Source organism: Nocardia jinanensis (genome assembly GCF_014645735.1).
Taxonomy (GTDB): domain Bacteria; phylum Actinomycetota; class Actinomycetes; order Mycobacteriales; family Mycobacteriaceae; genus Nocardia; species Nocardia jinanensis.
Window position 1 is genome coordinate 1 of record NZ_BMMH01000041.1, and the last position, 24,460, is coordinate 24,460.

21 protein-coding genes and 2 pseudogenes are annotated in these 24,460 nt (G+C 64.6%); 13 read left to right on the top strand and 10 right to left on the bottom strand.

Annotated elements, in window-relative coordinates; translation table 11 throughout:
• The 3 genes from IEY68_RS34705 to IEY68_RS34715 form a co-directional block, all read left to right on the top strand.
• Positions 1–331 (top strand): transposase (locus IEY68_RS34705; protein ID WP_189094688.1); only part of this gene is annotated, 331 nt, incomplete at its 5' end.
• A gap of 790 nt (positions 332–1,121) precedes the next feature.
• The gene (locus IEY68_RS34710; RefSeq protein ID WP_189094689.1) at positions 1,122–1,958 is read left to right on the top strand and encodes a hypothetical protein; all 837 of its coding nucleotides are present in this window, start codon (positions 1,122–1,124) and stop codon (positions 1,956–1,958) included.
• 298 nt (positions 1,959–2,256) lie between these two features.
• Positions 2,257–2,877 (top strand): hypothetical protein, encoded by a 621-nt coding sequence (locus tag IEY68_RS34715; RefSeq protein ID WP_063000912.1) that lies wholly within the window; start codon positions 2,257–2,259, stop codon positions 2,875–2,877.
• Positions 2,878–3,346: 469 nt separating this feature from the next.
• Here IEY68_RS34715 and IEY68_RS34720 read toward each other — a convergent pair whose 3' ends face one another.
• From IEY68_RS34720 to IEY68_RS34730, 3 genes are all read right to left on the bottom strand, one after another.
• On the bottom strand, positions 3,347–4,420 hold the full coding sequence (locus IEY68_RS34720; protein WP_063000914.1) for a tyrosine-type recombinase/integrase: 1,074 nt from the start codon (positions 4,418–4,420) through the stop codon (positions 3,347–3,349).
• Positions 4,417–4,758 carry an AbrB/MazE/SpoVT family DNA-binding domain-containing protein gene (locus tag IEY68_RS34725; protein ID WP_189094690.1) on the bottom strand — a complete coding sequence of 114 codons (342 nt, stop codon included), beginning with the start codon at positions 4,756–4,758 and terminating at the stop codon, positions 4,417–4,419. Before IEY68_RS34725 ends, IEY68_RS34720 begins: the two co-directional genes overlap by 4 nt.
• Positions 4,759–5,053: 295 nt before the next feature.
• Entirely contained in the window at positions 5,054–5,653 is a 600-nt protein-coding gene (locus IEY68_RS34730) for a Uma2 family endonuclease (RefSeq protein WP_063000964.1), read from the bottom strand.
• 136 nt (positions 5,654–5,789) lie between these two features.
• On the opposite strand from IEY68_RS34730, the gene IEY68_RS34735 reads away from it, so the two are divergent.
• The 4 genes from IEY68_RS34735 (at position 5,790) to IEY68_RS34750 (ending at position 8,326) form a co-directional block, all read left to right on the top strand.
• Complete coding sequence (locus IEY68_RS34735) at positions 5,790–6,650, top strand: hypothetical protein (RefSeq protein ID WP_189094691.1); 861 nt, start codon at positions 5,790–5,792, stop codon at positions 6,648–6,650.
• A 62-nt stretch (positions 6,651–6,712) separates the two neighbouring features.
• Complete coding sequence (locus tag IEY68_RS34740; protein ID WP_189094692.1) at positions 6,713–6,931, top strand: hypothetical protein; 219 nt, start codon at positions 6,713–6,715, stop codon at positions 6,929–6,931.
• A 234-nt stretch (positions 6,932–7,165) separates the two neighbouring features.
• A complete protein-coding gene (locus IEY68_RS34745; protein WP_063000923.1) occupies positions 7,166–7,405 on the top strand; it encodes a hypothetical protein in 240 nt (79 codons plus the stop codon).
• A gap of 39 nt (positions 7,406–7,444) precedes the next feature.
• Positions 7,445–8,326, top strand: a complete 882-nt coding sequence (locus IEY68_RS34750; protein WP_063000925.1) for a ParB/RepB/Spo0J family partition protein — start codon at positions 7,445–7,447, stop codon at positions 8,324–8,326.
• A gap of 5 nt (positions 8,327–8,331) precedes the next feature.
• Here IEY68_RS34750 and IEY68_RS34755 read toward each other — a convergent pair whose 3' ends face one another.
• Positions 8,332–9,189 (bottom strand): hypothetical protein, encoded by an 858-nt coding sequence (locus IEY68_RS34755; protein WP_063000927.1) that lies wholly within the window; start codon positions 9,187–9,189, stop codon positions 8,332–8,334.
• Positions 9,190–10,606: 1,417 nt separating this feature from the next.
• Positions 10,607–13,612 carry a PA14 domain-containing protein gene (locus IEY68_RS34760; protein ID WP_189094693.1) on the bottom strand — a complete coding sequence of 1,002 codons (3,006 nt, stop codon included), beginning with the start codon at positions 13,610–13,612 and terminating at the stop codon, positions 10,607–10,609.
• Between the two features lie 444 nt (positions 13,613–14,056).
• Between IEY68_RS34760 and IEY68_RS37275 the strand changes: the two are divergent.
• The 6 genes and pseudogenes from IEY68_RS37275 to IEY68_RS37285 all read left to right on the top strand — a co-directional run.
• Positions 14,057–14,149, top strand: a pseudogene (locus IEY68_RS37275) (helix-turn-helix domain-containing protein); the annotation flags it as partial.
• 35 nt (positions 14,150–14,184) lie between these two features.
• The gene (locus IEY68_RS34765; protein ID WP_189094694.1) at positions 14,185–14,778 is read left to right on the top strand and encodes an MmyB family transcriptional regulator; all 594 of its coding nucleotides are present in this window, start codon (positions 14,185–14,187) and stop codon (positions 14,776–14,778) included.
• Between the two features lie 525 nt (positions 14,779–15,303).
• Complete coding sequence (locus IEY68_RS34770; RefSeq protein WP_063000937.1) at positions 15,304–17,100, top strand: McrB family protein; 1,797 nt, start codon at positions 15,304–15,306, stop codon at positions 17,098–17,100.
• Positions 17,101–17,110: 10 nt separating this feature from the next.
• Positions 17,111–18,196, top strand: coding sequence for a 5-methylcytosine restriction system specificity protein McrC (locus IEY68_RS34775; protein WP_063000939.1), 1,086 nt, complete (start codon positions 17,111–17,113; stop codon positions 18,194–18,196).
• Positions 18,197–19,183: 987 nt separating this feature from the next.
• The gene (locus IEY68_RS37280) at positions 19,184–19,279 is read left to right on the top strand and encodes a pentapeptide repeat-containing protein (protein WP_373293051.1); all 96 of its coding nucleotides are present in this window, start codon (positions 19,184–19,186) and stop codon (positions 19,277–19,279) included.
• Positions 19,280–19,315: 36 nt separating this feature from the next.
• Positions 19,316–19,381: pseudogene (locus IEY68_RS37285) on the top strand (pentapeptide repeat-containing protein); the annotation flags it as partial.
• A gap of 377 nt (positions 19,382–19,758) precedes the next feature.
• On the opposite strand, the gene IEY68_RS34790 reads toward IEY68_RS37285, so the two are convergent.
• The 5 genes from IEY68_RS34790 to IEY68_RS34810 are packed head-to-tail and all read right to left on the bottom strand — an operon-like array spanning position 19,759 to position 24,459.
• Positions 19,759–20,409 carry an HAD family hydrolase gene (locus IEY68_RS34790; protein WP_063000943.1) on the bottom strand — a complete coding sequence of 217 codons (651 nt, stop codon included), beginning with the start codon at positions 20,407–20,409 and terminating at the stop codon, positions 19,759–19,761.
• Positions 20,402–21,475, bottom strand: coding sequence for an ABC transporter ATP-binding protein (locus IEY68_RS34795; protein WP_063000945.1), 1,074 nt, complete (start codon positions 21,473–21,475; stop codon positions 20,402–20,404). Before IEY68_RS34795 ends, IEY68_RS34790 begins: the two co-directional genes overlap by 8 nt.
• Complete coding sequence (locus tag IEY68_RS34800; RefSeq protein WP_063000947.1) at positions 21,472–22,308, bottom strand: carbohydrate ABC transporter permease; 837 nt, start codon at positions 22,306–22,308, stop codon at positions 21,472–21,474. The genes IEY68_RS34795 and IEY68_RS34800 overlap by 4 nt, the downstream gene beginning before the upstream one ends.
• Entirely contained in the window at positions 22,298–23,167 is an 870-nt protein-coding gene (locus IEY68_RS34805; protein WP_063000949.1) for a carbohydrate ABC transporter permease, read from the bottom strand. The genes IEY68_RS34800 and IEY68_RS34805 overlap by 11 nt, the downstream gene beginning before the upstream one ends.
• On the bottom strand, positions 23,164–24,459 hold the full coding sequence (locus IEY68_RS34810; RefSeq protein ID WP_063000950.1) for an ABC transporter substrate-binding protein: 1,296 nt from the start codon (positions 24,457–24,459) through the stop codon (positions 23,164–23,166). The genes IEY68_RS34805 and IEY68_RS34810 overlap by 4 nt, the downstream gene beginning before the upstream one ends.
• Position 24,460 lies beyond the last annotated feature (1 nt).

Here is a 24,460-nt window from a genome sequence, read left to right on the forward strand (position 1 = left end):
TTTGCGGGCCCGCTGGCCCGGCGAGAAGCTCTACGTCATCGCCGACAACTTCTCCCCGCACAAACGGGCCGAAGTTCGGGACTGGGCCGCGGCCAACAATACGGAGTTGGTGTTCCTACCGACCTATTCGTCCTGGCTGAACTGGATCGAATCGGAGTTCGCCGCGTTGCGGTACTTCGCTTTGAACGGCACCGACCACCGAAGCCACCACGAGCAAGACGCTGCGATCGGTGCCTACATCCGCTGGCGCAACCAGCACGCCCGACCCAAACGAGAGTTCGCAGTGAACTCCACAATCCGGCGCCCGGATTACCTATCCAACGTTGCTTGACGAGGCACTAGCAAGAACTGCGAGAAGATCCCCGAGGACACCGCGATAGTCGCGTACGCCGCCGAGTATGTAGACCCCAAAGACGAAGGAGCTGCGGCTGCCCTCAAGCACCACTGGCGCGCTCATTCTGGCCATGCGCATGGGCTTGGCTGGCCGCACCTTCTGAAGCCAGCGGAGATCGTGACAACTGCAGGTGGCAAGAAGTTTCGTCGGATTTCCGGAGACGAGGAGTTGCTTGCAGAGGCGCTTGCTGGCGCCTGGTTGTTGACCCAGAAAGGCTTTCAGCTCTACTGGGAACGTTCGCGGGTTAACGCGTGACGCCGGGTAGTTAGTGTGTCGCAAAACGACGCATTACTGGACACTCGAACGGATAATCATCGCTGCTCATAGATGATTATTGATCTTCAGCGGTCCATGAATAGGCCTTTTATGAACACTCGGAGCAGCGAAGGCGCGTGGACAGTTCGCTTGGCCGCAAGGCGCTGTAGTCGGTTTCGGTGTCGGTGGGCGGGGTGGTTTCGGGGCGCGGTCTCGATACCAAGAATTCGAGACAGCACCGGCGGTCCGGGTCGGTTTGTCGGGCTTCCATGAGCGTGATGGAGCGAGTGGAGTTCGTCGAAGCCGGTACCGGGCAGATCCGTCAGGTGTTCAGTATGGTCTGTGTGCGGATGGAGCCCGGGTCGAGAGGTGGATATCGCGTGGAAGACCGGTTTGATGGGGTAGCGAGGTTGTGATGACGCCGGATCCTCTTCGGTCCTGGCACGACAGGATCTTCTTTCTCCTGCTCGGGTTGAGAGATATCGATCTGAAGGGCAGTGGTGTCCGGCTCGATCACTCTCGACGCTCGCTGGTCGAGTTGGAGCGCGAGGTACTGGAGCGGTTCGCCGGACCGGAGGACTTGCGGCGGCCGGGGCCGCAGGAGTTCGTCGACGGCCTGACCGCCTATATCGGTGAAACCCTCATGCGCGCGGCGGGAGGGAAATGGGTTTGGGGACAGAAGCGATCAGCTCTGGGCGGGGCCTACGGTCCGGTCGCTTCCGCGGATCCGGTGCTCGCACTGGATCCGGTCGCGCCCGTCGAGCTGCTGGTCGACGTCGTGACCGCTCGATCCGGTGACCGGTTGACCGGGACCTACGACCGCTGGGCGCGCGCTGTCGAGTCATACCGTGGTAGCGACCGGTTGTGGCAGCCGGAAAAGCAGCGGACGATGGCCGATGATCCTCTCGAGGAAACAGAGGCTCTCCGTAGCTGGCTGGAGGAGCAGGAGACGGGATTTCCGGGTTGGGTAGCCGATTTCGGTGCCGGTTGCGTATGGGATTTCGACCCGGCCTCCCTCCCCGCCCTTGAGGAGGTACTACGCCGATCGGTCGACGGCCCGGCCGAACTCTCCGAGCCGGGACACAGCAGACTGAGGGATGGTGCGGCGTGGTACCTCGGCGAGACATTCCGACGCCGGCTGGGTGGCCGGTGGATCAAACTGAAGCAAGCCGGTAACCGGAACTTCCCGACCATGAGAGGTCTCGGACCACGGCAAACGCATCGGCTCACACCCGTCCTGGCGTTGGAATCCGCTCTGGAAAACCCGGGCCGGCTGTCCGAGCGCTTCGCGGCAGTGTCGGAAACCTGACCGGCGGGCCGGGTCTGCGGGGACATCTCCCCACCCGTCCGCCTGAACTGATGTTCATCAACCGATCCTCTTTTGAACACTCTGAGGAGGTGTAACTCGGGACCGATGGCTACGCTGGTGAATTCCGACGTCGTTGGCTGGTCAATCCTGACGTCGGGGGGCGTGGATCGGGGTCGTGCTGATCGGCCAAAAGTGACGTCATCGGTCGGCGTGGCGGCAGCCGAATCGGAATGTCGCAGGAAGAGTCCATCCCGGTGCTCCTGCGTGAGGTTGCCGGGATGGAAGCTAGTGTCGCCCTGTGGTCGAGGGCAGTGGAATCCGGTTGGGGCGGGAGGCCGCAGCCCGGTTGGCAGAGCTGGGGTGTTGCGAGATCAGGCCGGGGTTGACCGACTCCGAGTTCGGGCGCATCGAGATGCGTTACGGGTTCGAGTTCGCTGATGAGCATCGTGCGTTTCTCGCAGCCGGGCTACCGGTGCGCGACTCGGATGAGGACGATGCGGAATGGGAAACGTGGAAAAAGCCGTGGCCGGACTGGCGCGACGGTGCTCCCGAGGACCTACAGCGGCATCTCGACTGGCCGGTCGATGCCGCTATCTGGCAGGTCGAGCAGGAAAGGTACTGGCCGCGGGGTTGGAGTGAGCGACCAGCCGATCCCGTTGAGGCGGTGGCCCGGGCGCGGCAGCGGTTGCAGGGCGTGCCGCCGCTGGTTCCGGTGTATGCACACCGGTTTCTGCCGGCCGGACGTGGAAGCTGGGGGCATCCTGTCCTGTCGGTGTGGCAGCTCGGGGACATTATCTGTTATGGCGGTGACCTGAACGTATGGGTTCGTCTGGAGTTCACCGACGTCGGTGATGACTGGCGGAGCGAGCAGTGGAAGTCGCGAGTGACGGTGCCTTTTTGGCGCGACTACTTGTTGTGAGTCGCGAGGGCCCACCTCGGGAACGAGCCGGCAATTCCGAGGTATCGGTGAACTGTGACGTCGGCGCTGTGGGTTGGAGCCGGGCTCGGCACCCGGGACCGAGCACACCGGTCCTTGCATCGCAACCATCATCGCGACGTCAGAATCCGCCGATACGAACATCCCCCGATCCCGACCGACGCCGAAATTCACCGATGAGTGACGTCGCAGATAGCCGATAGAACCAGGACCGATACTGCCCGGTCGCTGCTCTCCTCCAGTGTTCACAAATCGTGTACTGAACGCGAGCTGTTCATGAACACGCGCACCGCCCTTTTGCGCTCAGGCGAAGAAGTCGAGCTTGCCAGTCGGTCGTAAGGGGCCCCGGCGTCCCCGCCCGCCGAGCTGGAGGGGACGCCGAGGTTGCGGAACCGACATCTTGATGTCGAACTCGCCCCTGCCGTCTCGGCGACGATCCGACGTGAATCTCTTACTCGCGCTGAGCCGGACTCCGTGAAGACCCGTGGCGATCGGAAGACTCGGTGGCCAGTGGGTGTGGTTGGCCGGTGAGGTGCGCGACAGCAAGAGCGACTTCGGTGATGGTGGCGGTGGTGTAGATACCGGTCACTCCCCCACCTGTTTGGCTATGACGGGCGAATTCCCGGGCCACGGCGGTGCCGTAGTGGCGCTCGACCCAGGTGATGGTGGTGTGACGCAGCCAGTGGATGGAGATCCCGTGGGTGAGCACCCAGGGGAGGTGTTTACCGAGTCGTTCGAACAGGTGGTTGTAGCGGCGGCGGGTGATCGGTGTGCCGTTCCGCGCGCGCAGCAGTGGGCCGGAGGCGGGTGCTCCGCGTTGTTCGGCGTGCCGGCACAAAGCTTGCATGAGCGTCGGTGAGATCGGTTGCCACAACTGGGTCCCGCCCTTTTCCCGCAGCAGGATCACCGACTGTACCGGGTCCAGGTCCTGCGGTCGCAGGGCCAGTGCTCCGGCGCGGCGGCAGGCGGTTTCGGTGTGCAGGCGCAGGATCAGGCTGTCCAGTTCGGGGGCGTTACCGGTGGTGGCAGCGACCTCGACGAGTTGCGCCAACAGATCGGTGGGCAGGGCCCGGCGGTTGGAGCGGGTGCGTTTGGGTTTGGTCAGCCGGGTCGCGGGGTTGTCGCGGGGGTCGATGAGCCGGCCGTCTTCGGCGTGCTTGTACAGCTTCCGTAGCGCGTCGATGACGTGGCGCACGACCTCGTTGCCGCCGCGGTCGGAGCGACGGATCACCCGGGCGGCGCGGATCTGTTCACACAGCACCTGCAGGTCCGCGGTGGTGGGTTCGTCGAGTCGCCTCTCACCCCAACCGGGTTGGGCGAGGATCTTGTTCCAGTAGGTGCAGTAGTGGTCGCGGGTGCGGCCCGCGGGCATCCGGTCGATCGCGGCCGGGATGAACTCGGCGAAGGTCGGTGCGAGCCGCGCGGTCTCGGTCGGCGCTGCGGTGCCGAGGTCGGCGACGGTGAGGCCGAAGCGTTCCATCATCATCTGCACGGCGGCGATATCGGCCTGGGTTCCGATGCTCATCGGGGTGCTCCTTCGGCGAAGCGGCGGGCGAGGATGTCGTCGAAGACCTCGGCGGGATAGACGACCAGCAGGGCCTGATCGGGGTCGGCGGCGAGCAGGACGCAGTCGTGGATGCGGATTCCGGCGGCGTGCCGGACAGCGGCCGGGATCGAGATGTGGCCGTATTTGGTGACGCCGCGGCGGCCGAAGCTGGGCCGGGTGATCAGGACCAGACCGCCGGTCACACGCCAGGACAGCAGGTCTCCGGGGTGCCAGTCCAGGGCGGCGACGATGGCTTTGTCGACGACGCGGCCGTTGGTATCGACGGGCCGGATGCGGTGCACGGCCCTCGATCGCACGGGTTCCTCGAGGGTCGCCATCGGCAGCGCGGGACCCGACGCGAAGACGGACGGATCGCCGATTCGGGCCGGTCGGTGAAGGAAGGAAGCAGCGGCCGCAGTGTGTCACTGGTCACAATTTTCACCCCCAGTCGGGGTGAAACCGCAGGTCACGGCAGTGACAGGAAAATAGGTGTCCAGGCAGTGCACGGACACGGTTTTTGGGGCACAAATGCAGCAAAAAAGTGTCCGGAGGGGGATACAGCGGCTATCCACAGAGATCGACCTCCGGAAACACTGATTCTGGACTACCAGATCAGGGGCGATGGAGGGCGTCGAAGGTGATGGCAACGGTGACCGGTGTATCGAGGACCAGGGCGGTGTGGTGGACCTTGTGAGGCATGTACCGCAGTCCGGACCAGTCGAGTCGGTATTCCTCGATGCGGTCGATGGATTCCCAGCTCTTGTCGAAATGGACGATCAAGTACCCGGGTATACCGGCCCGTGCATACAGTTTGTGCTTTTCGGAAGTATCTGCATCGACGGTGCTCTTCGAGACGACCTCGACTACCAGGGCGATATGGTCTCGGACGGTGTTCACGTCGTACGGTTCGCAGTCGCGGATGAAGATGTCCGGGTAGCGGATGTTGAGTTGGTGGTCGTCTCGGTGATCGTCGGCGTCGGCGAAGCGGACAGCGACATCGGAGCCGACACGCAGGCATGGGCCGGCGGGGTCGCGAGCGTCTTCCAGGGCGGCGGCCAAACGCCGCACCACGCGGCTATGTGCTTCGCTCTGCGCCATCAACCGCACGACGAGGCCGTCCACGATCTCGACATCGCCGAGAGAATCCGGTTCGGCCTCGAGGAAATCTTCGGCGGTGACCCGAGGTTGTTCGTCGGGATGTGATGCCGTCACGGTCGGCTCCTCGTGGGGTACGGCGGCCATTCATAGAGATGGACTGCAAACATGCTGGTCAAAGATATCAGCTTGTCTCGGTCGCCCCACCGCGGCTACGGGCCGATGAGCGGCTACACGCCGGAGCCGAGTGTCCATGGCCTGGGGCGGCGGTACCGAGGATCTCGCGGTACCGGTCGGGCGCATGACCGGGCAGCGCTTCGAAGGATTGATTACCTCACTCACCGAGTGGAACGTCATCCGAGTCAGGCCGCATCTTCAAGTAGTCAGAATCAGCGTGTGGAGGCAGGCCGTGAGTTCAAGTGCTGGCGATATCGCTGCTGAGATAGAGCAGCGCTACCCCTCTCAGATTGCTGTACTGCGTGCTGACGCTCGTGAAGCTGCGCGTGACGGCCCCGGCCCGATCATGGGCGTGATTCCCCAGACGGTGCAGGCCGGGCCGGTGGCGGGGCCGGCGGTGAGTGTGCCGGAGTTGGATGTCATGACCGATTCGGGTCATATCGATGTCACCGATCGGGGCAACTTCGGGAATCGCACGGTCATCTGTGTATTGATGGAAGTCTGGGGTAGTCCGCAGGGCGAATCCGTGCCCGCGCATAGGGGTGTCGAGGTGCCGCGCGCCGAGGCCGAGGGGTGGGTTCGCGCCGCGCTCGAAATCGAGTGGGCCGAAAAGGCCTGGGTGCTGAGGAATATCGGTGGGCAACCCACACACCTGATCCAGGCATTCGTCCTGCTCGACCGAGACTGCCGGGTTGTCGACGTCCCACCGGAGTTCTTCTTCGGATACTTCGCCACACAGCTGCCCACACGCCCGGACCAGGTCGCTGTGCGACCGCTGCTGCCCGACGCCGCAACAGGTCGGCCGATACAGGAATTCATCGCGCCGAACACCCGCGACGACAGCTTGTTGTGGCCCGTGGAGGTCAGTGGCGTATCTCGGAGGATGTCCGGGCGGCGGTTGATGCGCTGGTCGCGTTGTTGCGCCCGAAAGGCGTGATCGACCACAATTTTCGGCCGGTCTCGCTACGGGTGCAGGAGCGCGTTGCCGCAAACGGGTTCGTGCGGCGACATACCGGTCACTACTCGGAGGAGGAAGTCGCCTTACCCACCGACGAGGACCTCTCGGCGGGCACCGACTTCTTCCGGTCGACTCATCCACGATTGCCCACCCGGCCGCGAACCGCAACGGAGTGGGCCGGCCAGCTACAGACGATCTACCAGGAAAAATTCGCTACCGGAGGGATGGGCATGCTCTACGACCATCCAGAACTACGGTGAGCCCGAATTGGGGGTCTGAATTGGTAGGACCCCGTGGTTTGTCCATCCTCGGCCCGACTGACCGCCATCGACTGCAAAAGGCCGGTCCCGCGAGAGCTCTCATCGGCAGGGGTGAGCGCTCTCGCGGGAGCGGGTTTCACTGCCAGGCGGCCATGCGAGACGGCACGAAGCGACGAATGCAGCGGCCGACGGTCACACCGTACAGTGCGGTCTGTGCGAGCCGGAGGTAACCCCGTGTCCGAATCGTCTTCCGAACCCCGCACGCTGACCCGCGCCGACTACGACCGCCTCGAACACTACGGCTACGCCGGCCCCACCACCGCGCTCACCACCACCGACACCGACGTCGTGAACCGGTGGCAGCAGCAATCCCCCGGGTGGCGGGCCCGGCACTGGGCCTACCTCAACGACGACGAAGTCCTGCGGCTGGCGGCGGTCAACGTCGCTCGCCGCACCACCGCCACCGCAGCCTGACACCAACCCAGCGAATCCACTCCCGCGAAGGAGCCCACATTGAGTTCGACCTCGCTCGCCGTCGTCACCGATCCCGATGACACCCCCGACTCCCCACCGGCCACCGCAGAGAACCGCTCGCGGCCGGCGGACGCCGCCTACATGCACCCCGACGATGTGCTGATCGCCGACAACGTCAGCACGACCTTCGACTTGGCCGATCACCCCGAGCAGATCGCGTCCATCCGGGAGTTCGGTGTCGGGTTGCCGATCCGCGCCGAACGCGACCCCGACGGCACCGTCCACGCCATCGACGGACAACTGCGCGTGCTCATCGCCCGCGAGATCGGACTCACCGAGATTCCGGTGTGGATCGTCGACGCCCCCACCGGGGACGACCGGGAGCGCCGGATCGCGCGGACGTTGACCCAGATCAACCTCAACGACCGCCGCGTCCCCCTCACCGCCGGAGTCCGTGCGGCCGGCGTCGCGCAGATGCTCGACCTCGGCGCGTCGGTCACCCGGGTCGCGAAGGGTCTGCAAACCAACCGGGACCGAGGTCAAACGGTCAGCAGCCATCGGGCGATCGGCGACCGCGCAGGAGCTGCTGGGTGGTCACCAGCTATCTCCCTGGCCTGCACTACATCCGCCGCGTGCCCCGAAAGCTCTGAACGAGTTCCCTCAGCATGGCCAAACTCCGAATCGCCACTTCGCCGCATCACGCCCCGTAATGACCGCGGCGGGGACCCTCACGGTCGGTGCCGCAGGCACCGTGGTCACCGCCACCAGGTGGCGGATCCGGCGCGCTGGTCGAGCCCCTGCAGACCGCCGGACGAGCGCACCGGGCAGAACGATGGAGGCCCCGGCTATCCCACCGCCGCGGCCTCCATCGGTACTTTCGGCGAGGCACGAGCGATGGCTCGATCATCGCAACCCTGCTGACACTGTCACCCTGCCTTGGATACAGCGATGCCCGACCAGGCGGCTGCGGATGCGGCGATCTCTGCAATCGACTTGTCGACCATGCTGTCCATGAAGACCAGTGGAGAGAGGTAAGTCTTCTTGTTCATTTTGGCGAGCAATGCCTGCCACCTCGGGAGTTGACGCAGGTAGGTCTCGTCGTCGTGGAGCATGAACGCAATAACCTGCCGACTGTCTCCAGCTGTCGCGCGTAGTGGAACGACTCTGATCTCGCGCACGGCTTCCCAGCTGACTCGCACCCCATCTTTCGGCGAGTGCACGCCGTCGGCGTCGAGGACGGTGGGGTGTCCGGGGATAGACCAGCTCAGCAAGTGGCCGAAGTAAGCGATTACCGGAATGGCCAGGACGGCGGCCGCTGCGGTAATGGCAGGTGCCGAGAGCAGCAATCCGGCGGCAACCGGTATCGCGAAAGTCCCGAGGAACGGCAGCATCATGCGCAGGACGCCTACAGTCGGCACCCTGATCTCCAGCCCTTCCTGCACCCCGGGCACGACCGGTACCCGAGGTGCCCCCTGACTCACGTTCAAGAGACGGACCAGCGCCAGCTTCCGGCGCGCCTCGAAGAACCAGTAACCGAGCCACACCGCTACCAATACTGGCGCGACAATCCCGAAAGGTAGATCGAGCATCGCCACCAACAGCCCAAGCAGCAGACCCACGACCAGGCCGATGGGGATACCGATCAAGAAAATCTTGAGCTGAGAGCGCCCGAGCCGCTTCTCCGCGTATGCCCTCGCGATCCGGTCGGTATCGGGATCGCCGGCAGGTTCGCCCTGCAGGAGTGCCTTCCGGGTGGAAGGGGCCAAATCGCGCCAGGTGTTCATACATACCCTCTTTCAGACGGCCGACATCTCGGCCGATCCGTACAACTTGTGATCGAGCTGATCGGGCGGTCTCTCCGCGATCCGCGCCTGCGGTTGCTGCGGCACCCGAGTACGACCCCGATGCCCTACCCAAACCCGGAGTGCCGGGAACGTTAACCGACGACCGACCTCCCGCCAATACGTCGGCATGGCCGCTACGACGTCGCCGACAGGCGCTGGCCGCACCGAATCACCTGAGCGTCGATGGAAAAGCCAAGGCATTCTGCAGTTTTGCGCTTCGAATGCGGCACGTGAAGGCGCACCGGGATCGGTCTCGACCAGAAGGACATCTTGTGTCACCGTCACAAAATGTGTCATCCACCGACACACCGGGTCCCACTGATGCGCTGACCAGACGCAGGCCCCGGTCGATGTGGAACGACCGGATCCCCCCGGACGAACGGACGAACCTCGACCTTATCCGCCCGGTTTGACGGTTCCGTGCGCGAGTTTGGACGCAAGTAGTCCACCCGGCGGCCCCGTAATTTTTCGCGACTCAGTTGAGCATCGCAGGTTGCACTTGGGACACCAGGGCGACATTCTCCCACCCCGGATCCCGCGCAGGGCAGCGTTGACGCGCATCAGGCAGGACGAGTGGGGCTCAGTCTTTGGAGTTCATTACCGGAACTGTCCAAGATCAGGTGTCCTATTCGGGGGTCAACTCGCACTTCGATTGTGCGCGGCTCGAACCATACTTCCATCGATGACACTGCGGATCGGGGCGTCCGAAGAATAATGCTCTCATCGCCAGGAAGAGGGAAGGAAGCTCCATGAGGTTCGAACCGGACGCATGCCTCTGGTCCCGGTCGATTCGCATTGAATCTCAGGTCGATTAGGTCTTCTTGGTCCATAGTTCCTCATTGTTTCTCAGGCTCTGGGGTGTTTTCATCTGGTGCCGCGGCGTCTTGCTGTCCGCCGTGGGTAACGTCGTGCCGTACGCCCGGCCGGCTACCAGTGCAGAAGCTACTGGTAGCCGGCCCATTTCGCTGACGATAAGTATCCCCGGGACATCATCACGGTGTGGCGTTGCACGGAGTGCGTACAACCGGCATCTGATTCTGATGATCGGGCGGGACAGTTCTGGCGGTGTCGATTAGCTGCATCGCCTGGCGCGCGACTGGCCTCTACAGAGTTTCGATCTCATTTCCAGTGCTGTCCAGGACGACATGCTCCACACGATGATCCACCCATACCGCTAGGGTATCCCGGTCGGCGCAGATTTCCATTGATCCCACAACGGACTGCGGCGCCCGAAGTACGACGTAGCCACCGCCAGAGAGCTGGAAGAAAGACGCGAACGGCTCGAATAATACATATATCTCAGTGGCGCTCGATCTCGCACCGAACTTGATGTTCATCACTTCCGGTCCGTCCGTCATTATTTAACTTCTTTCTCGTACGTTTTGATTATTTTATCCAGAATTGCAACCCGATCTTGCGCGGCATTCCCACCCCTATATCCATTCTTCGTCGCTGCCTCAGCGACCCACCCATATACCTCTCGCAACTGCCTAGTATCGTGTTCGCTGACTATACCCCGGAGCTGATCTGGATCATTAACATCAATCCCCTCCTTGAGGGTCGATCTCTTGGTTGCAGGATCGGTGTCCCAGATCCTATTGCTGACGTCGCGGATGGTTCCGCCTTCCAGCTCGACCTCGGGCCTCGGGCGCTCTGCCGCTTCGGGCTGTGCGCGGTTCTCCTGAGGTTTCGCCTGTTCTGTTGGCTCGTCTCTCTCTGCGCCGAAGACGGCGGCTCGGAGGGTGGCACCGAGGAGAGCGGCGCCGGCGCCCAACTGAGGGATCAGCGGGATGACGAGAGGGGCCACCATGGCTAGTCGTCCAGTGAGGTCGAGACTGTTGATGGGGTCGGCGTTGGCGTAGTCGTAGGCGTTGGCGGATCCGGCGAGGACGGGGTCGGTTTGCAGGAAGCGGCCGAGGATGGGGAGGTAGGTGCGGGCACCCATTTCCAAGACTTGTTGGCCGGCGACGTGTTCGATGGGGACGGTGTGTCGTCCGAGGTAGCCGAAGTCGAGGCCGCCTTGGGCGGTTTCGGGGATGGCGATGTCGCCGATTTCGCCGGTGCCGGGGTCGATATTCTGACCGAACGGGTCGTAGAGGTGCAGTTTCCCGGTCCGGGCGCCGTTGCCGGCGGCGGTGAACAGGATGTCACCGTGGACGTTGGGGTAGGACCAGTTGCCGGTCTGAGTGCCGCTGTAGTTCTTGGTGAGTACCACTCCACCGGGCAGGGACACGATCCGCTGGAGCAGTGCCCCGCTGCCGTCGAGGACGAATTCCATGCCGCCGGACTCGCTTGTGTAGCCGTAGCGGATCATTCCGGTGGTGACCGAGGTGTTGTTGTTGCCTTGGACTTCGCGCATCAGGATGCGGTCGTTGACGTCGCGGCTGTAACGGAGGGCGACTCCGTCTCCGGTGGTGGTGGAGACGTGGCGGCGGGTGGAGTCGTAGCCGAGGGTGTCGGTTCCGACAGTGGTGGCGTTGCCGTAGTCGTCGTAGGTGAAGTCGAGCTCAAGTGCTCCGTCGGTGGACAGGATCCGGTCGGCGTGGTCGTAGCAATAGATGGTGGTTTCGGCAGGTGCTCCGTTGAAGCTGTCGGTGGAGCGGGTGCGGTTGGAGTTCAGTCCTGCTTTCGGGTTGGGTCCGCATCCGCCGTCGGGGGCGTAGCTGTAGTTCAGTTCGTGGTGAGGGACCCGTGCGGCGATCAGGCGCCCTACACCGTCGTAGGCGTAGGACGAGGCGAAAGTGCCGCCGGCGGAGTCGGTGATCAGGTCGTCGACGACACGTTGGTCACGGGTACGGGTCACGGTGTCGGTGACGGTGGAGCCACCGGTGGTCCACGCCAGTTGCGCCAGGGACGCGGCAGCGTTGTAGCCGATCGCTACCGAGGAGCCGTTGCCGTAGGTAGCTCCGGTCAGGACCCCGTTGGTGTAGGCCGGGGTGGCGACGGTCGATCCGTCGAGATCGACGCGAGCCAGCCGGGTGGCGCCTGTCCAGGCGAAGGTTTGTGTCGAGGAGGTGCCCTTGACGGTGGTGACCGATTTGTTGGGACGGCCGTAGGGGTCGTAGGTGGTGGTGGTGACGACGCCGTTGGCGTCGGTGTAGGAGGTGGTGCGTCCGAGCAGGTCGACCACGGTGGTGGTCGTGCCGGATTCGTCGGTTGCCTGGGTGGCCAGGGGGTTTCCACCGGCCGCGTAGTCGTAGGTGATGGTGCGGGCCGGCTGATCACCCATGGCTGGGTGGCTCTGCCGCAGTGTGCGGCCGCGTGTGTCGAAGCTGGTGCACGCCCAGGGTTCGTCATCGATACGGATCGCGGCAATGCGTCCGGTGCTGTCGTAGACGGTTTCGGCGGTGTGGGCGGTGCCGTCGGCGTTCTGTCCGCTGGTTAGTGTCTTCGCCATGCCGGCCTGGACGGCTGGTTCCCCGTCGGGATCGCACGGGTTGGCGCGGGTTTCGGTGTCTCCGTAGTAGGTGTAGGTGCCGCGTTGTGCGGGGTTGGTGATGTCGCCGGCGGGTAGTGCGTGGGCCAGTTCCCTCAGGTATCCGTCGCCGGGGTTTTCGAAGTGGTTACGGCGCACCAGTTGCAGCCCGCCGGAGTCGTTGATTTTCGCAGTGACCAGTCCGAGGACGGGGTCGATGCCGTTGGTTTCGTCGCTGTAGTCGGTGAGTACCACCGACGACGGGGCTCGGCCGGTGTTGGCGTCGTTGGAGTTGTCGGTGACCTTGCTGGTTTCGAGACCGTAGCGCGGATGGAGGTGCTGGCCGGGGACGGTGACGGCTTCGGCCGCTTCGGGTAGCATCCAGGCGAAGTTGAGTGCGCCGGTGTCGCCGGATCGGTTGTAGTAGTCGATGCGGATTCGATGCCAGGAACCCGCGGTGGCGTTGGTGTAGGTTTCGGCGACCGTCGTCGAGGTTTTGTCGGTCCACGAATCCACGAGCAGGAAGTCGTCGATCCACAACCGAGCCCCGTCGACCAGGGTGAGTCCGAGCCGGTAATCCCCGGTTTCGGGGAACTGGATCTCTCCGGTGAAGCGGGCAGACCACCGGTCGGAGCCGTCCACCGGTGGTGTGTCACCCCAGTTCACCGCCAGGGTGCCGTCGTCGGTGCCGACACCGGTCTGCCAGATGTCGGGGATCCCGGACAGTGAGGGGTTTGTGTAGAGCTGGGCTTGCAACCCGGCCATGCCCTCGTCGTAGCCGGTATGGACGTGCGGGACGGTGTTCTTGCACGCCTCGGTCGGTAGCTGCCCTTGGAAGCAGTCGGCCGGCGCCGGGCCGTAGGTGTCGACGAGACGGTCGGCATGGTCGTAGACCGCGGTGGTCTTGCGGCCGGTCCCGTCGAGCCCGACAATCGGCTGGTCCTTCACTTCGGCCGACCTCAGCGGCCGACCACGCCACGCGCCCGGGAATAATTCGTGTCGCTGGCGTCCGGCCTGCTCACGTCCCCCGGGGAGCGCACCATGCGAGTCGATCCCGCGATGGCGCATATGCGTCCCCACATCGGCCGAACTGGTATTTCATCGATTTGTGGTTCATCTCACAATGACACGGGAGGCTGTCCGGGTATCTTGCCAAACGGCAATTTGGAGGGTTAATTTCATCCAAAACAGGGGATTGCTCTTAGTTCGCCAAAATGCGGCGCGAGGCATCGTCAGTTTCCGATTGAGCTCCACAGGAGGCCCGCCATGCCCCGCGTCGACAGTTTCCGCAACACACCAGCACGCCCAGTGTTGAGCACCGCCCCGACGCACGCGCAACAACAACGCCCCGCGCCTCAATGGGTGTGCGAAGAACCCACGGTGGGGGCCTATATGCGCTCGCGCCGCGAAATCCTCGGACTGACCCAGGACGAAGTCGCCCACGCAGCATCGATCACCGTGTCGACATTGAGGAAATGGGAAGCAGGCCTACGCAACCCGAGCCTCGACAACCTCCGCGTGTGGTGCCAGGTCCTCGATCTACCCGTCTGGATGCTCCGCAAAGTGGTGTCACTCGTCCTCGGCGAAATGGACAGCCTCAACGCCGGCACCTGGCCCCCACCCTCAGCGGCAGCGACCTCGACCACCTCGAACTGATCGCCGGCCCCGCCTACTACTACAGCTTCCCCCACTGCGATCTCCTGGCCGCCAACAGCATCGCCCGCGCCGCAAACCCCAGTCTGGTCCCCGACCTACGTTCCCCGCGACCCACCAACCTCGTCGAATGGTTCATGACCCCCACCGCGAAGAACATGATCGCCAACTGGGAAGACTGCGCCACCCGACTCGTCTACATGCTCCGCATCGTGGGCCCCGGAATTGTTCCCCGACAACGACTCGACGAAATCTTCAACACCTGCTACGCGCGCGCACCCAAAGACTTCCCCCGGCTCTTCACCAAAAACCCCAGTCGGCAAACAATCGCCTCCGACATCGTCCTGCTACGAAATCCCAAAACCGGGACCATCGAAGAACTCACCTACCGATCACTACGCCCGCGCGAGCCCATCCACCCCTACGCACTAATCCAACTCGCCAAACGCACCAAAGTCTGAACGGCACACGGTCGCCGGTGGCCGCCGCCTATTCCCGGATTCACCCGGCAGTCATGCCGACTGGCTTATCCCGCCACGGTTTCGGCGCGTCCTCCTGCCATAGGATCTCGGCGGGGTTCGATACCCGAGCATCAGTGATGCTGCGTTCGATCTTGCGAGCGCGCAGTTCTCGCGCCACTGGGTTTCTGCGCGGGGGACGGTGATATCGGGCCCGCAATCAGCACTTCGATAGCTCCAAAACCGGTCGCAGACATCGTGAATCCACTCCGCGCCGGCCTCGTCGACCGGCGGAGCCGACAGCTGGGTGCCATGAGCCCCGAAAGGGAACAGTTTCGCCGAGCCCACCGCCGACACAAGCTGTGTCATGCTTTCTCCGAACAGAGGGGAGACTACGCGCCGATCGGTCACCACACATTCCACCAGGCAGCTCGTGCAGATGCCCGTCCTCCGGGGTCGCAGGCGATCTACCCGAGGGTCCGTTGTCGGCTCTGTACCGAACCTTGGACGAGTGGCGATAATGCAGACATGCCGAGCACCGCACCGACCTTCAATCGGGTCGCCTCCACAGCTGTCGAGAGCACCGCAGCGCAGATCCTTGAGCGCTGCTTATTAGCTGACGGCTCATTGTTCACACCCGACCAGCAGGTGTGGACTCGGCAGCACCTCGCTCAACTCCACCACGCGTATGTCGATGCTCCTGACGTGTCGACGGGCAAGTTCGCGGACAAGCTGGCGGGCCAGCTCTCTGACGTCTCGGACGCTGCCCGGCAACTGTTCGCCGAGATCTACGCGTTAAACGTCCTGCCTCTCGTGAACTTCAAGCAAACCACGAAAGTTGGCTATATCCAGGGTGTTCTCGACGGGATGCAGTCCCCTGTCCCGATTCCACCGGCGGTGGTGGACGCGTTCAGCGGTGGTGTCTTCCATGGCGGACAAGCCTCGAGCCAGCGCGGCTGGGCGCAGCTGTCGTTCCTCGTCGATTTCGTCGACTACTTCAAGTCTCAGGTGGTGTCCGTACAGCAGATGGCGGCCGACGATCCTGCCGTGATGAAGCGTCTGGTGTTCGATTCACCCGGGCACAGGGAACCTGCCCAGCGTCAGGCACTCCTCTATCTGTTCCATCCTCAGTACTACCTGCCGATCGTCAACATCAATCAGAAGCGGCTTTTGCGAAGTGCACTGGCAGACGAGTACCTGCCCGACGGCATCACCGACGATGTCGATGCCGACCTCTACGAAATCGACACTCGGGTACGAGCACAGCAGGGTGGTCCGGTCGACTACTACGTCGGCGAGTGGAGCGCCAAATGGCGCAAGCCCAAACACGCGACGGCTGCCAGTGACGATGGAACGGAGCCGTCGACTTCGTCGGCGATCGATGACGACGATACTGTCGACGACGCCGACTACGACGGCACCGAGACACCCACCGCGCGCCCGTACTCGGTTGCCGACATCATCGAGGACGGCGCCTTCCACAGTCGCGATCGTCTGCAGCAGATCCTCAAGCGGTGGGAGGGGAAGAAGAATCTGGTACTGCAAGGCGCACCAGGCACCGGGAAGACATGGCTGGCGAAGAGGCTCGCATACGCGCTGATCGGTTCGGAGTCGCCGGGGGCGGTCCGGTCGCTGCAGTTTCATCCGAACAGCTCGTATGAGGACCTCGTACGGGGCTGGCGACCGTCAGCAACCAAGGGCGGCGACGGGCAACTCGTCCTCACCGATGGCCCACTGCTGCAGCACGCCGAACAGGCCAGAAAACAACCGGACATCCCCCACGTGATCGTGATAGAGGAGGTCAACCGCGGCAACCCTGCTCAAGTGTTCGGCGAAATGTTGACCCTGATCGAAGGCACGAAACGCTCCCCCAAAGACGCGCTGGTCCTCTCGTATCCCCGGACGGTTGAAGAGCAATACCACCTGCCGGACAATCTCTACATCGTCGCGACGATGAACATCGCGGACCGCTCGTTGGCGCTGGTGGACTTCGCACTTCGGCGCCGCTTCTGTTTCGAAACGCTTGAACCGGCATTCACTGCGGCATGGTCTGCCCTCGTGACCAAGCGACTGCCGAACAACCCTGAACTCGTCGACGTGATCCGCACCAAGGTCGAGACCCTGAACACACAGATCCGGACGGACCCGGCATTGGGGCCGGCATTCCAGATCGGCCACAGCTACCTCACCCCCGCAGACGCAGAAGCCGACGGCCGCGGCTGGTTCGCCGGTGTTGTAGAAAGCGAAATCGCACCGCTACTCGCCGAGTACTGGTTCGACTACCCCGATACGGCGACGGACGCTGTCGCCGCGATGCTCCAATAAGGTCAGCGCCATGATCACGGCTGGCCAGGGGCAGACACGCATCCCAGTGAGCAGTCTGTGGCTGCTGCTGATCTACGCCTCTGACCTGCTCCCGGGTCTGCGGACCGACGAACGCGAATCATTGCTCTCCGGCGCCCGCGACGCCGACCTGCTCGATGCCATCGCTGACGTGCTGGCCACAGAAGTCGAGCGGCGCCTGCGCAGCAACCTCACCCTCGCCTACCAGCCCCGAGCGGCGGAAATGACCCGCGTTCGAGGCAGCATCGATCACCTCCGAACGAGCGCGAACCGGCTGACCGATCGGGGCCGGATCGCCTGTCGGTTCGATGAACTGACGGTCGACACCCCACGCAACCAGTTCATCTGCTCGGCCCTGCGGTGGGCAGGCCGTGTCGTGCAGTCGAAGGAGTTGGCCTCCCGGTGCACTATCGCGGCGTTCCGGATGCAGCGCCTCGGTGTCTCCGACCGCAGGCCGGCCCGTACCGAGATCTCCAGAGACCGCGTTGGTCATCACGATCGATCTGACCAGCGGGTTATTGATGCTGCGGCGCTGGTCCTGGATATGGCTGTCCCTGCCCATATTCCAGGCAGGCGTTCGGTCCCCGTCCTGGCTCGACACCACGGGCGCCTGCGAATACTGTTCGAGAAGGCCATCAACGGATATTTCCGGTACAGCCTCGACCACACCGCCTGGACCGTTTCACGGCCTCAGCTCGACTGGGGCGCACTCGGTGACCCCGCAGCACTCGATCTACTTCCCCGGCTCGAAACCGACACCGTCCTCGACAACCGGGCCGGCAGGCGAATCATCATCGAAACCAAATTCACCAACGCCTTAAAGGTAAACCGATTCGGCACCAAAAAGATACGGTCGGAATATCTATACCAGGTGTACGCGTACGTGATGACGCAGGCAAGATCGCGGCAATCAGCCGACGAGACCACCGAAGGAGTTCTATTGTTCGCGCTCACGGAAGGACAGGACCCGGTCGATGTCGAGTTCACGATCAAGCCGCATCGGGTTCGGGTCATGTCCGTCGACCTTGCGGGCACGCCGTCAGAGATTCGCGCGCAATGGCAACGGTGCCTGCACTGAACACGGCCACAGGTCGCGGTGGACAAAACGAGACGCCGTCCTGGATGCGCACCCAGGACGAGCACTTCTCATCGAATCAGGCGCGTACTGCATCCCGGGCGGCGCTACCAGCCTGTCCTGCGACGGCCTGCCCGAGATCCATCCCTCGATCGGTCCGGTCGGCTACCTCCTTCCAATCCGTCATCGAGAATGCGGCCGTCGCCGCGTCCCGCCCCCTTGAGCCATGATCGTTCGCAGTCGGGCATCGACTCACCCAACTCGACTATGGCGCAGTTGATTCGTCGTCCCTCCCCGCGGGTCACGCTGTACATGCTGCCGCTCCCCCGGCCTCCCGACGAAATAGCCCACAGCCGTCGAGGACGCCCGCACCTCGTCCTCATGCGGATCGCGGATTCAGGGTTTCCGGCAACAGCAGCGCCGCGATGCGCGGTTCACCGCCGCGAAACGACATATGCACAAGTCGGTTCTCAGGACCGCCTCAGCTGAACCCGACTTGAACCCTGACGCTATTGACCTGCACATATGATTCAGACAATTGATGCTCAGATCACATTACAGCAGGTAGAAAGAGGGATATCTGTGTCCGGAGGGGGAATCGACCACTACGCCCACGCGCTCAACCACCGAAAAGTCCTGGTTATCAACCAAGCGTAGCTCCCGGTCTGCCCAACGCTCTAGCAGACAAGCCGCATGTCGGCGCGCCCCGGACATCGGTTCATCGGACGCAGCGGCTTCGCCAGTCGGCACCGGAAGCGCCGGCCTTGGTCGTGGCAAGCACCGAACCCGATGCCCCGTCCTTCTACGGACTGGTCCATTACGCCCAGCGCTTCGGCCGCGCCGCCGACGCACCTCGACTTCTCTCACACAGAGAGCCGAGTCGGTCGATAATTGTCGAATAACCAATCGACCCGCGGCGCACGCACCCACAACCCGGCCGGTCTCGACCTCGATATCCCCCGCCACCGGCTTGTCGTATTCGTCGGCTATGTGAGACTGATCGGAACCGATCTGTATACAGCATGGCTGACGGCCGCCGACATCAGCCGGGCAGACCTGAGTGACGCAGACCTCCGCAAGGTCTAAGGACGCGGCTGCCACGCCGAGCATGCACTTCTCCGTTATGCGGACCTGCAGCGCGCCGACTTTTCGGTTGCCGAATTTGCGGGCGCGGATTTCCACGGAGCCCGGTTGCAGCGAGTCACATGGTCACCACCATGTTCAGCTGCAGCTCGAACGTCGAAACGTCCGAGGCCGCGGGCGAGGCACTGCGCTGACGTAACCGACAGTTCATCGGTGATGTGGTCGCCAGGCATATTGGTGAATCCCGTTGTGGTCCAGGCGGGTGCGCAATGTGCCGAAGAGTTCCATGCTCGAGCCGGATGGGCCCGGCCCGGCGCACTAACCGGCGATCGCGGCCTCGACTGCGGTGATCACCTGCTCGATGGTCCCGTTGTCCATGCTCCGTCACAGCGGCAGGCAGAGGTGGCGGTCGGCGAACTCGTCGGGCGGTCGACGGAACAATCGAGGTCCCCTGAGTACGCGCCGGCGCTGACGGAAGTGCCTCAGGACGGCAGCACATCCCGCCTCGCGAGCCGGGCGAGGAGCCGGACGGAATCGTTCGAGTCGCGGTGCAGGTGGGCCTGCCAGCCGAAGTCGCGCGCCGCCCGGCAATTCACGGCGCCGTCGTCGAGGAGGAGTGCGGCTCCTCCTGACGGAAGGTGTTCTTCCGCCACCGCGAAGATGCGCGGGTCGGGCTTGGCGATTGCCCTCTCGTGCGATCGGACGACGGCGTCGAAGACACGGACGTGATCCCGCAGCATGCGCTCACGGTAGGGTTCCCATTCGCGGACGCTGTTCGTCAGCATCCCGATCCGCACTCCGCTGTCGCGCAGCCGTGCCAGTGCCGCCAGCAGTGGCGTGTTGACGGGCCGATCGCGGTACCAGTGCTCGCCCCAATCACCCAACTCGATCGCCGGGCGGATCGGCAAGGCGGCTTCGACGCGGCTTCCCCATTCAGCTTGACTGAGCAGTCCGCGCTCGAGCGGGGCCATCCCGCGTAGCCCGAGGTCGGATGCGACGGCGTCTATCGCACGCCACAGTACGGGCCAGGGGATGCCGGCAGCCCGTGCGATCCTGGCTGCTGCTTCGGTCACAGGAGGTGTCAGCACCCCGCCGAAGTCGCACCACAGGACGGCGATCGGCTGCTCAGCCATCGATGCGGGACCCGTCAGGAGCGAACCGATGGACAGCGGGGGCAGGAACGAAGGCCCGGACGGTGTGGCCGGGACACAGCCACCGATCGCCCTCGCGCTGTACGAGCGTGAAAGTCTCGCCGGTGGTACCGCGGCAGACGACGTCCTGGCCCGAGCCGGTGAACTCACACACGTCGACCACCCCGTCGACGACCTGCCCGTCGCCCGCTACTGCGCGATCGCCCTCGATCAGCTGCGCGTCCTGCGGCCGCCATCCGATGATCCCGCCCGCCGCCGTGGGTGCCAGGTTCATCGCGGGCGAACCGACGAACCCCGCGACGAACCTCGTTGCGGGGCGCCGGTAGACCTTGTCGGGCGGGCCTGCCTGCGCGATGCGGCCCTGGTTCATGACGACGAGATCGGTGGCCATCGACAGGGCTTCCTGCTGGTCGTGGGTGACGAGCACGAGGGTCGTTCCGAGGTCGCGGTGCAGCCGGAGGATTTCGGCGCGGGCGCTGGCGCGCAACGCGACGTCCAGCGCCGAAAGCGGTTCGTCCAGCAGCAGCAGCGACGGCCTGCGGATGACGGCTCGGGCAAGGGCCACGCGTTGCTTCTGCCCACCGCTGAGCTGGTCGGGGCGGCGGCCCAGGAGCTCCTCCAGTCCGAACAGCTCCGCCATGCGCTGCACCTCCGCGGAGATGCAGCGGGAGTCGGGTCCATTCCGCCGATCCCGCCGACGCGCCAACCTGAGCCCGAAGGAGATATTGCGGTCCACCGTCATGTGCGGGAACAGCGCGTAGTCCTGAAAGACCATCGCGACGTCCCGGGTGCCGAGAGGATGCGCCGACAGATCGTCTCCGTCTGCGGTCAGGCTGCCGCCGTCGGGTCGGTCGAGTCCCGCGAGGAGGCGCAGGAGGGTGGACTTTCCGCATCCGGACGGTCCGACGATCGCCGTCAGCGACCCGGCCGGGATCGTGAGGTCCACCGAGTCGAGTGCCGTGGTCGATCCGAACCGACGGCTGATCCCGGCGAGCTGGATCGTGGCGGCGTGGACGGGAACCCCGAGGCGTGTGGGCGGCGATGTCATGTGCGCAATCCTGACTGGAGGAAGGCGTCGGTCACCCGACGGGAGGCAAGGAGGTAGACGAGGACGATCGGCAGGCTGGTGAGCGTGGCCGCCGCCATGAGCGCGCCGTAGTCGGTTCCGCTCTCGGTCTGGAACTGCGTGAGTCCGATCTGTACCGTCGCGTTCTCTGGGCGGGGAGCGATGAGCAGGGGCCACAGGTATTCGTTCCAGGTGGTGATGAACACGAGGATGCCGACCGCGGACATCGCCGGTCGAAGGGAGGGCAGGACGATATGCCACAGCACCTCGCGCGGCCGCGCTCCCTCGACGCGCGCGGCTTCGACCTGCGTGCGGGGGACCGCGGCCACGTGCTGGACGAGGAGCAGCACGGCGAGAGCGGAGGCGCCGAGCTGCGGCACGATCAGGCCGAGGTGGGTGTTGAGCCAGCCGAGACGGGTGGCGAGCAGGAACTGCGGGATGACGAGCGCCTGGGGCGGAATGACGAGCGCCACGGTCGCCGCGGCCAGGATCGCCGGACGGAGTCGCGGACTGAGCTGCACCAGCGCGAAGGAGGCGAGTACGGCGACGGTGAGCTGGCCGACGGCGACTCCGGCCGACATGACGAACGTGTTGCCGACAAGGGTGAGGACGGGCCAGTCCGATAGCACCGCCGCATAGTTCTCCAGCGTGATCGGCGCCGGCAGCGGGCTGGGCGAGAACACGTCACCGGGTGTCTTGAAGGAGGTCACGAGCGCCCATAGCACGGGGAAGCTCATGAGCAGGCAGCTCACGGCGAGCACAGCGTGCCAGGCAACGCGCCCGCCGAGGGCCGGGATACGGCGATCATGACGCACGGACGAACCTCCGAACGGCGCTCCATGCGCCCGCGACCACGGCGAACCCGGCGAGCAACAGCACGGCGGCGGCGGATGCCTCGCCGATGTCGAAGAACGTGAATCCCAGCGTGTAGATGCGGTAGTACACGTTGTCGGTGACGCCGTCCGGTCCGCCCTGGGTCAGCACCGAGATGTTGGCGAACGTCCACTGCCCGGCGAGGACGATGCTCAGCAGGGCGAGCACGATGGTCGGCCGTCGGACCTGCGGCAGGACGATCGACCGCGCGATATCGATCCCGGTCGCTCCCTCCAGTCGCGCGGCTTCGACGATACGATGGCCGATCGCCGAGAGAGTCGCGCCGTAGAGCAGCAGGTTGAAGGCGACCACTTTCGCGGCGGTGATGACCACGATCACCAGAAGGGCGGTCGCCGGGTCGCCCAGCCAGTTGACGGCCGGGAGCCCGATCGCCTGGAGCGCCTCGTTCACCAGTCCCTGCAGAGGGTTGAGCAGGAAGCGCCATGCCACCGCGACCGCCACCGGGGCGAGCACGACCGGGAGGAACAGCAGCGCCCGGTAGATATCGGACGCGCGCCCGGGACGCAGCCACAGCATCACCGCGAGCACCAGTGGGACGAGCGTGGAGAAGGGGAGCAACGCGAGGGCGTACAGGAGCGTCTGGCCGACGGACCGGATGAACTCGGGATGCCGCCGGAGCGTGGCGTAGTTCTCCACGCCGACGAATCCCGAGGGCGGGGTGGTCAGGTTCCAGTCGAGGAACGACAGTATGACACTGACCCCCGCAGGGCCGTACACCCATAGCGCCAGGAGAACCAGCAGCGGCGTGAGATACGGCCACGCCCGGGCGCGGGAGTTCATTGCGCGGTCAGCTCCCGGATCCGATCGCCGACCTGGGTCAGAGTGTCCTTGGGGTCCGCTCCGCGCAGCACGATCGGCTCGACCGCGTCGTCCTGCAGCAGCACGACCGCCTGGTTGGCGTCCTCCCCCGGGAACGCGAGGTAGGGCGCGACGTCGGCGAGCTGCTCCAGTGGCGGCACCAGCAGCTGGTTCTCTTCGAAGTAGCCCTGCAGGTAGTCGGGGTCGTCGACGAGGTCGGCGCGCAGCGGCAGGTAGCCGATCTGCTCGGTGACGATCGAGTAGCCCTCGGCGCTGGTGAGAAACTTCACGAACTCCCACGCGGCCTGCTGCTCGGCGGAATCGCTGCTGAGCACGATGAGGCCCGCCCCCGAGAAGGTCGGCCGCGCCGGCCCGTCGCTGAAGCTCGGGAAACCGGTCGTACGCAGCTCGAACGCGCCTTCCGCCGCCGTCTGCAGGTTGCCGGCGACGGCGGTGCTGGCGACGAGCATGCCGAGATCCCCCGACGAGAAGTTCGCGAGCGCGTCTTCGAGCCCGACAGCGGGCTGGAGACCGTCCGTCGTCAGCGCCTGCACGGCCGAGAGGCCCTCGATCGCCTCGGCCGAGTCGACCGTCACCTCGCCGGAGTCCGAGACGATCGCGCCGCCCGCGCTGTTGATGACCGACTGAGTCACATAGTCGGATTTGCTCGGGTCGGCGATGCCGAAGTAGACACCGTTGTGCCCGGTGGACACGATCGCCTCCGCAGCCTCCCGCACCTCGTCGATGCTCGTCGGCGGCTCATCGGGGTCGAGACCGGCCGCGCGGAACAGATCGGCGTTGTAGAACACCGTGGGCACCGAGTTCGTGAACGGCAGCGCGGCGATCGAACCGTCCCTCTCGCCGGTCTGCACGAGCGCGGCGTTGATGCCCTCCACGTGCGAGGCCCAGTCGTCGCCCGCGATCTGCTCGATCGACTGCACAGGAAGGGTGTGGAAGGCCTCGGCCATCTTGCTGTAGCCGAGCTGAACGACGTCGGGAGCGTCGCCCGCGACGACGTCGGCCTTGGCCTTCGTGAGCACATCCGCGGTGGGCACCGCCTGCGGAACGACCGTGACGTCGGGGTGCTGTGCGGCGAAGGCGTCGAGCAGCGCCTGCGTGCCCTCGGCGGCGGCGCCCTGCGTGCCATAGGTGTAGGAGCTGAAGGTGATGGTTATGGAGCCGGTCGACCCGACATCGGTGGGTGCCGCGCAGGCAGAGAGCAGGCCGAGCGCCGCGAGGGCGGCGAAGGCGGAGATCGATCGGGAACGTTTCATG

Excerpts from the sequence above, each read along its gene's own strand:
- IEY68_RS34720 (WP_063000914.1), bottom strand. The coding sequence starts at position 4,420 with ATGAGCATCGGAACCCAGGCCGATATCGCCGCCGTGCAGATGATGATG.
- IEY68_RS34735 (WP_189094691.1), top strand. The coding sequence starts at position 5,790 with ATGGCCTGGGGCGGCGGTACCGAGGATCTCGCGGTACCGGTCGGGCGC.
- IEY68_RS34755 (WP_063000927.1), bottom strand. The coding sequence starts at position 9,189 with ATGAACACCTGGCGCGATTTGGCCCCTTCCACCCGGAAGGCACTCCTG.
- IEY68_RS34770 (WP_063000937.1), top strand. The coding sequence starts at position 15,304 with ATGCCGAGCACCGCACCGACCTTCAATCGGGTCGCCTCCACAGCTGTC.
- IEY68_RS34775 (WP_063000939.1), top strand. The coding sequence starts at position 17,111 with ATGATCACGGCTGGCCAGGGGCAGACACGCATCCCAGTGAGCAGTCTG.
- IEY68_RS34790 (WP_063000943.1), bottom strand. The coding sequence starts at position 20,409 with ATGGCTGAGCAGCCGATCGCCGTCCTGTGGTGCGACTTCGGCGGGGTG.
- IEY68_RS34795 (WP_063000945.1), bottom strand. The coding sequence starts at position 21,475 with ATGACATCGCCGCCCACACGCCTCGGGGTTCCCGTCCACGCCGCCACG.
- IEY68_RS34805 (WP_063000949.1), bottom strand. The coding sequence starts at position 23,167 with ATGAACTCCCGCGCCCGGGCGTGGCCGTATCTCACGCCGCTGCTGGTT.
- IEY68_RS34810 (WP_063000950.1), bottom strand. The coding sequence starts at position 24,459 with ATGAAACGTTCCCGATCGATCTCCGCCTTCGCCGCCCTCGCGGCGCTC.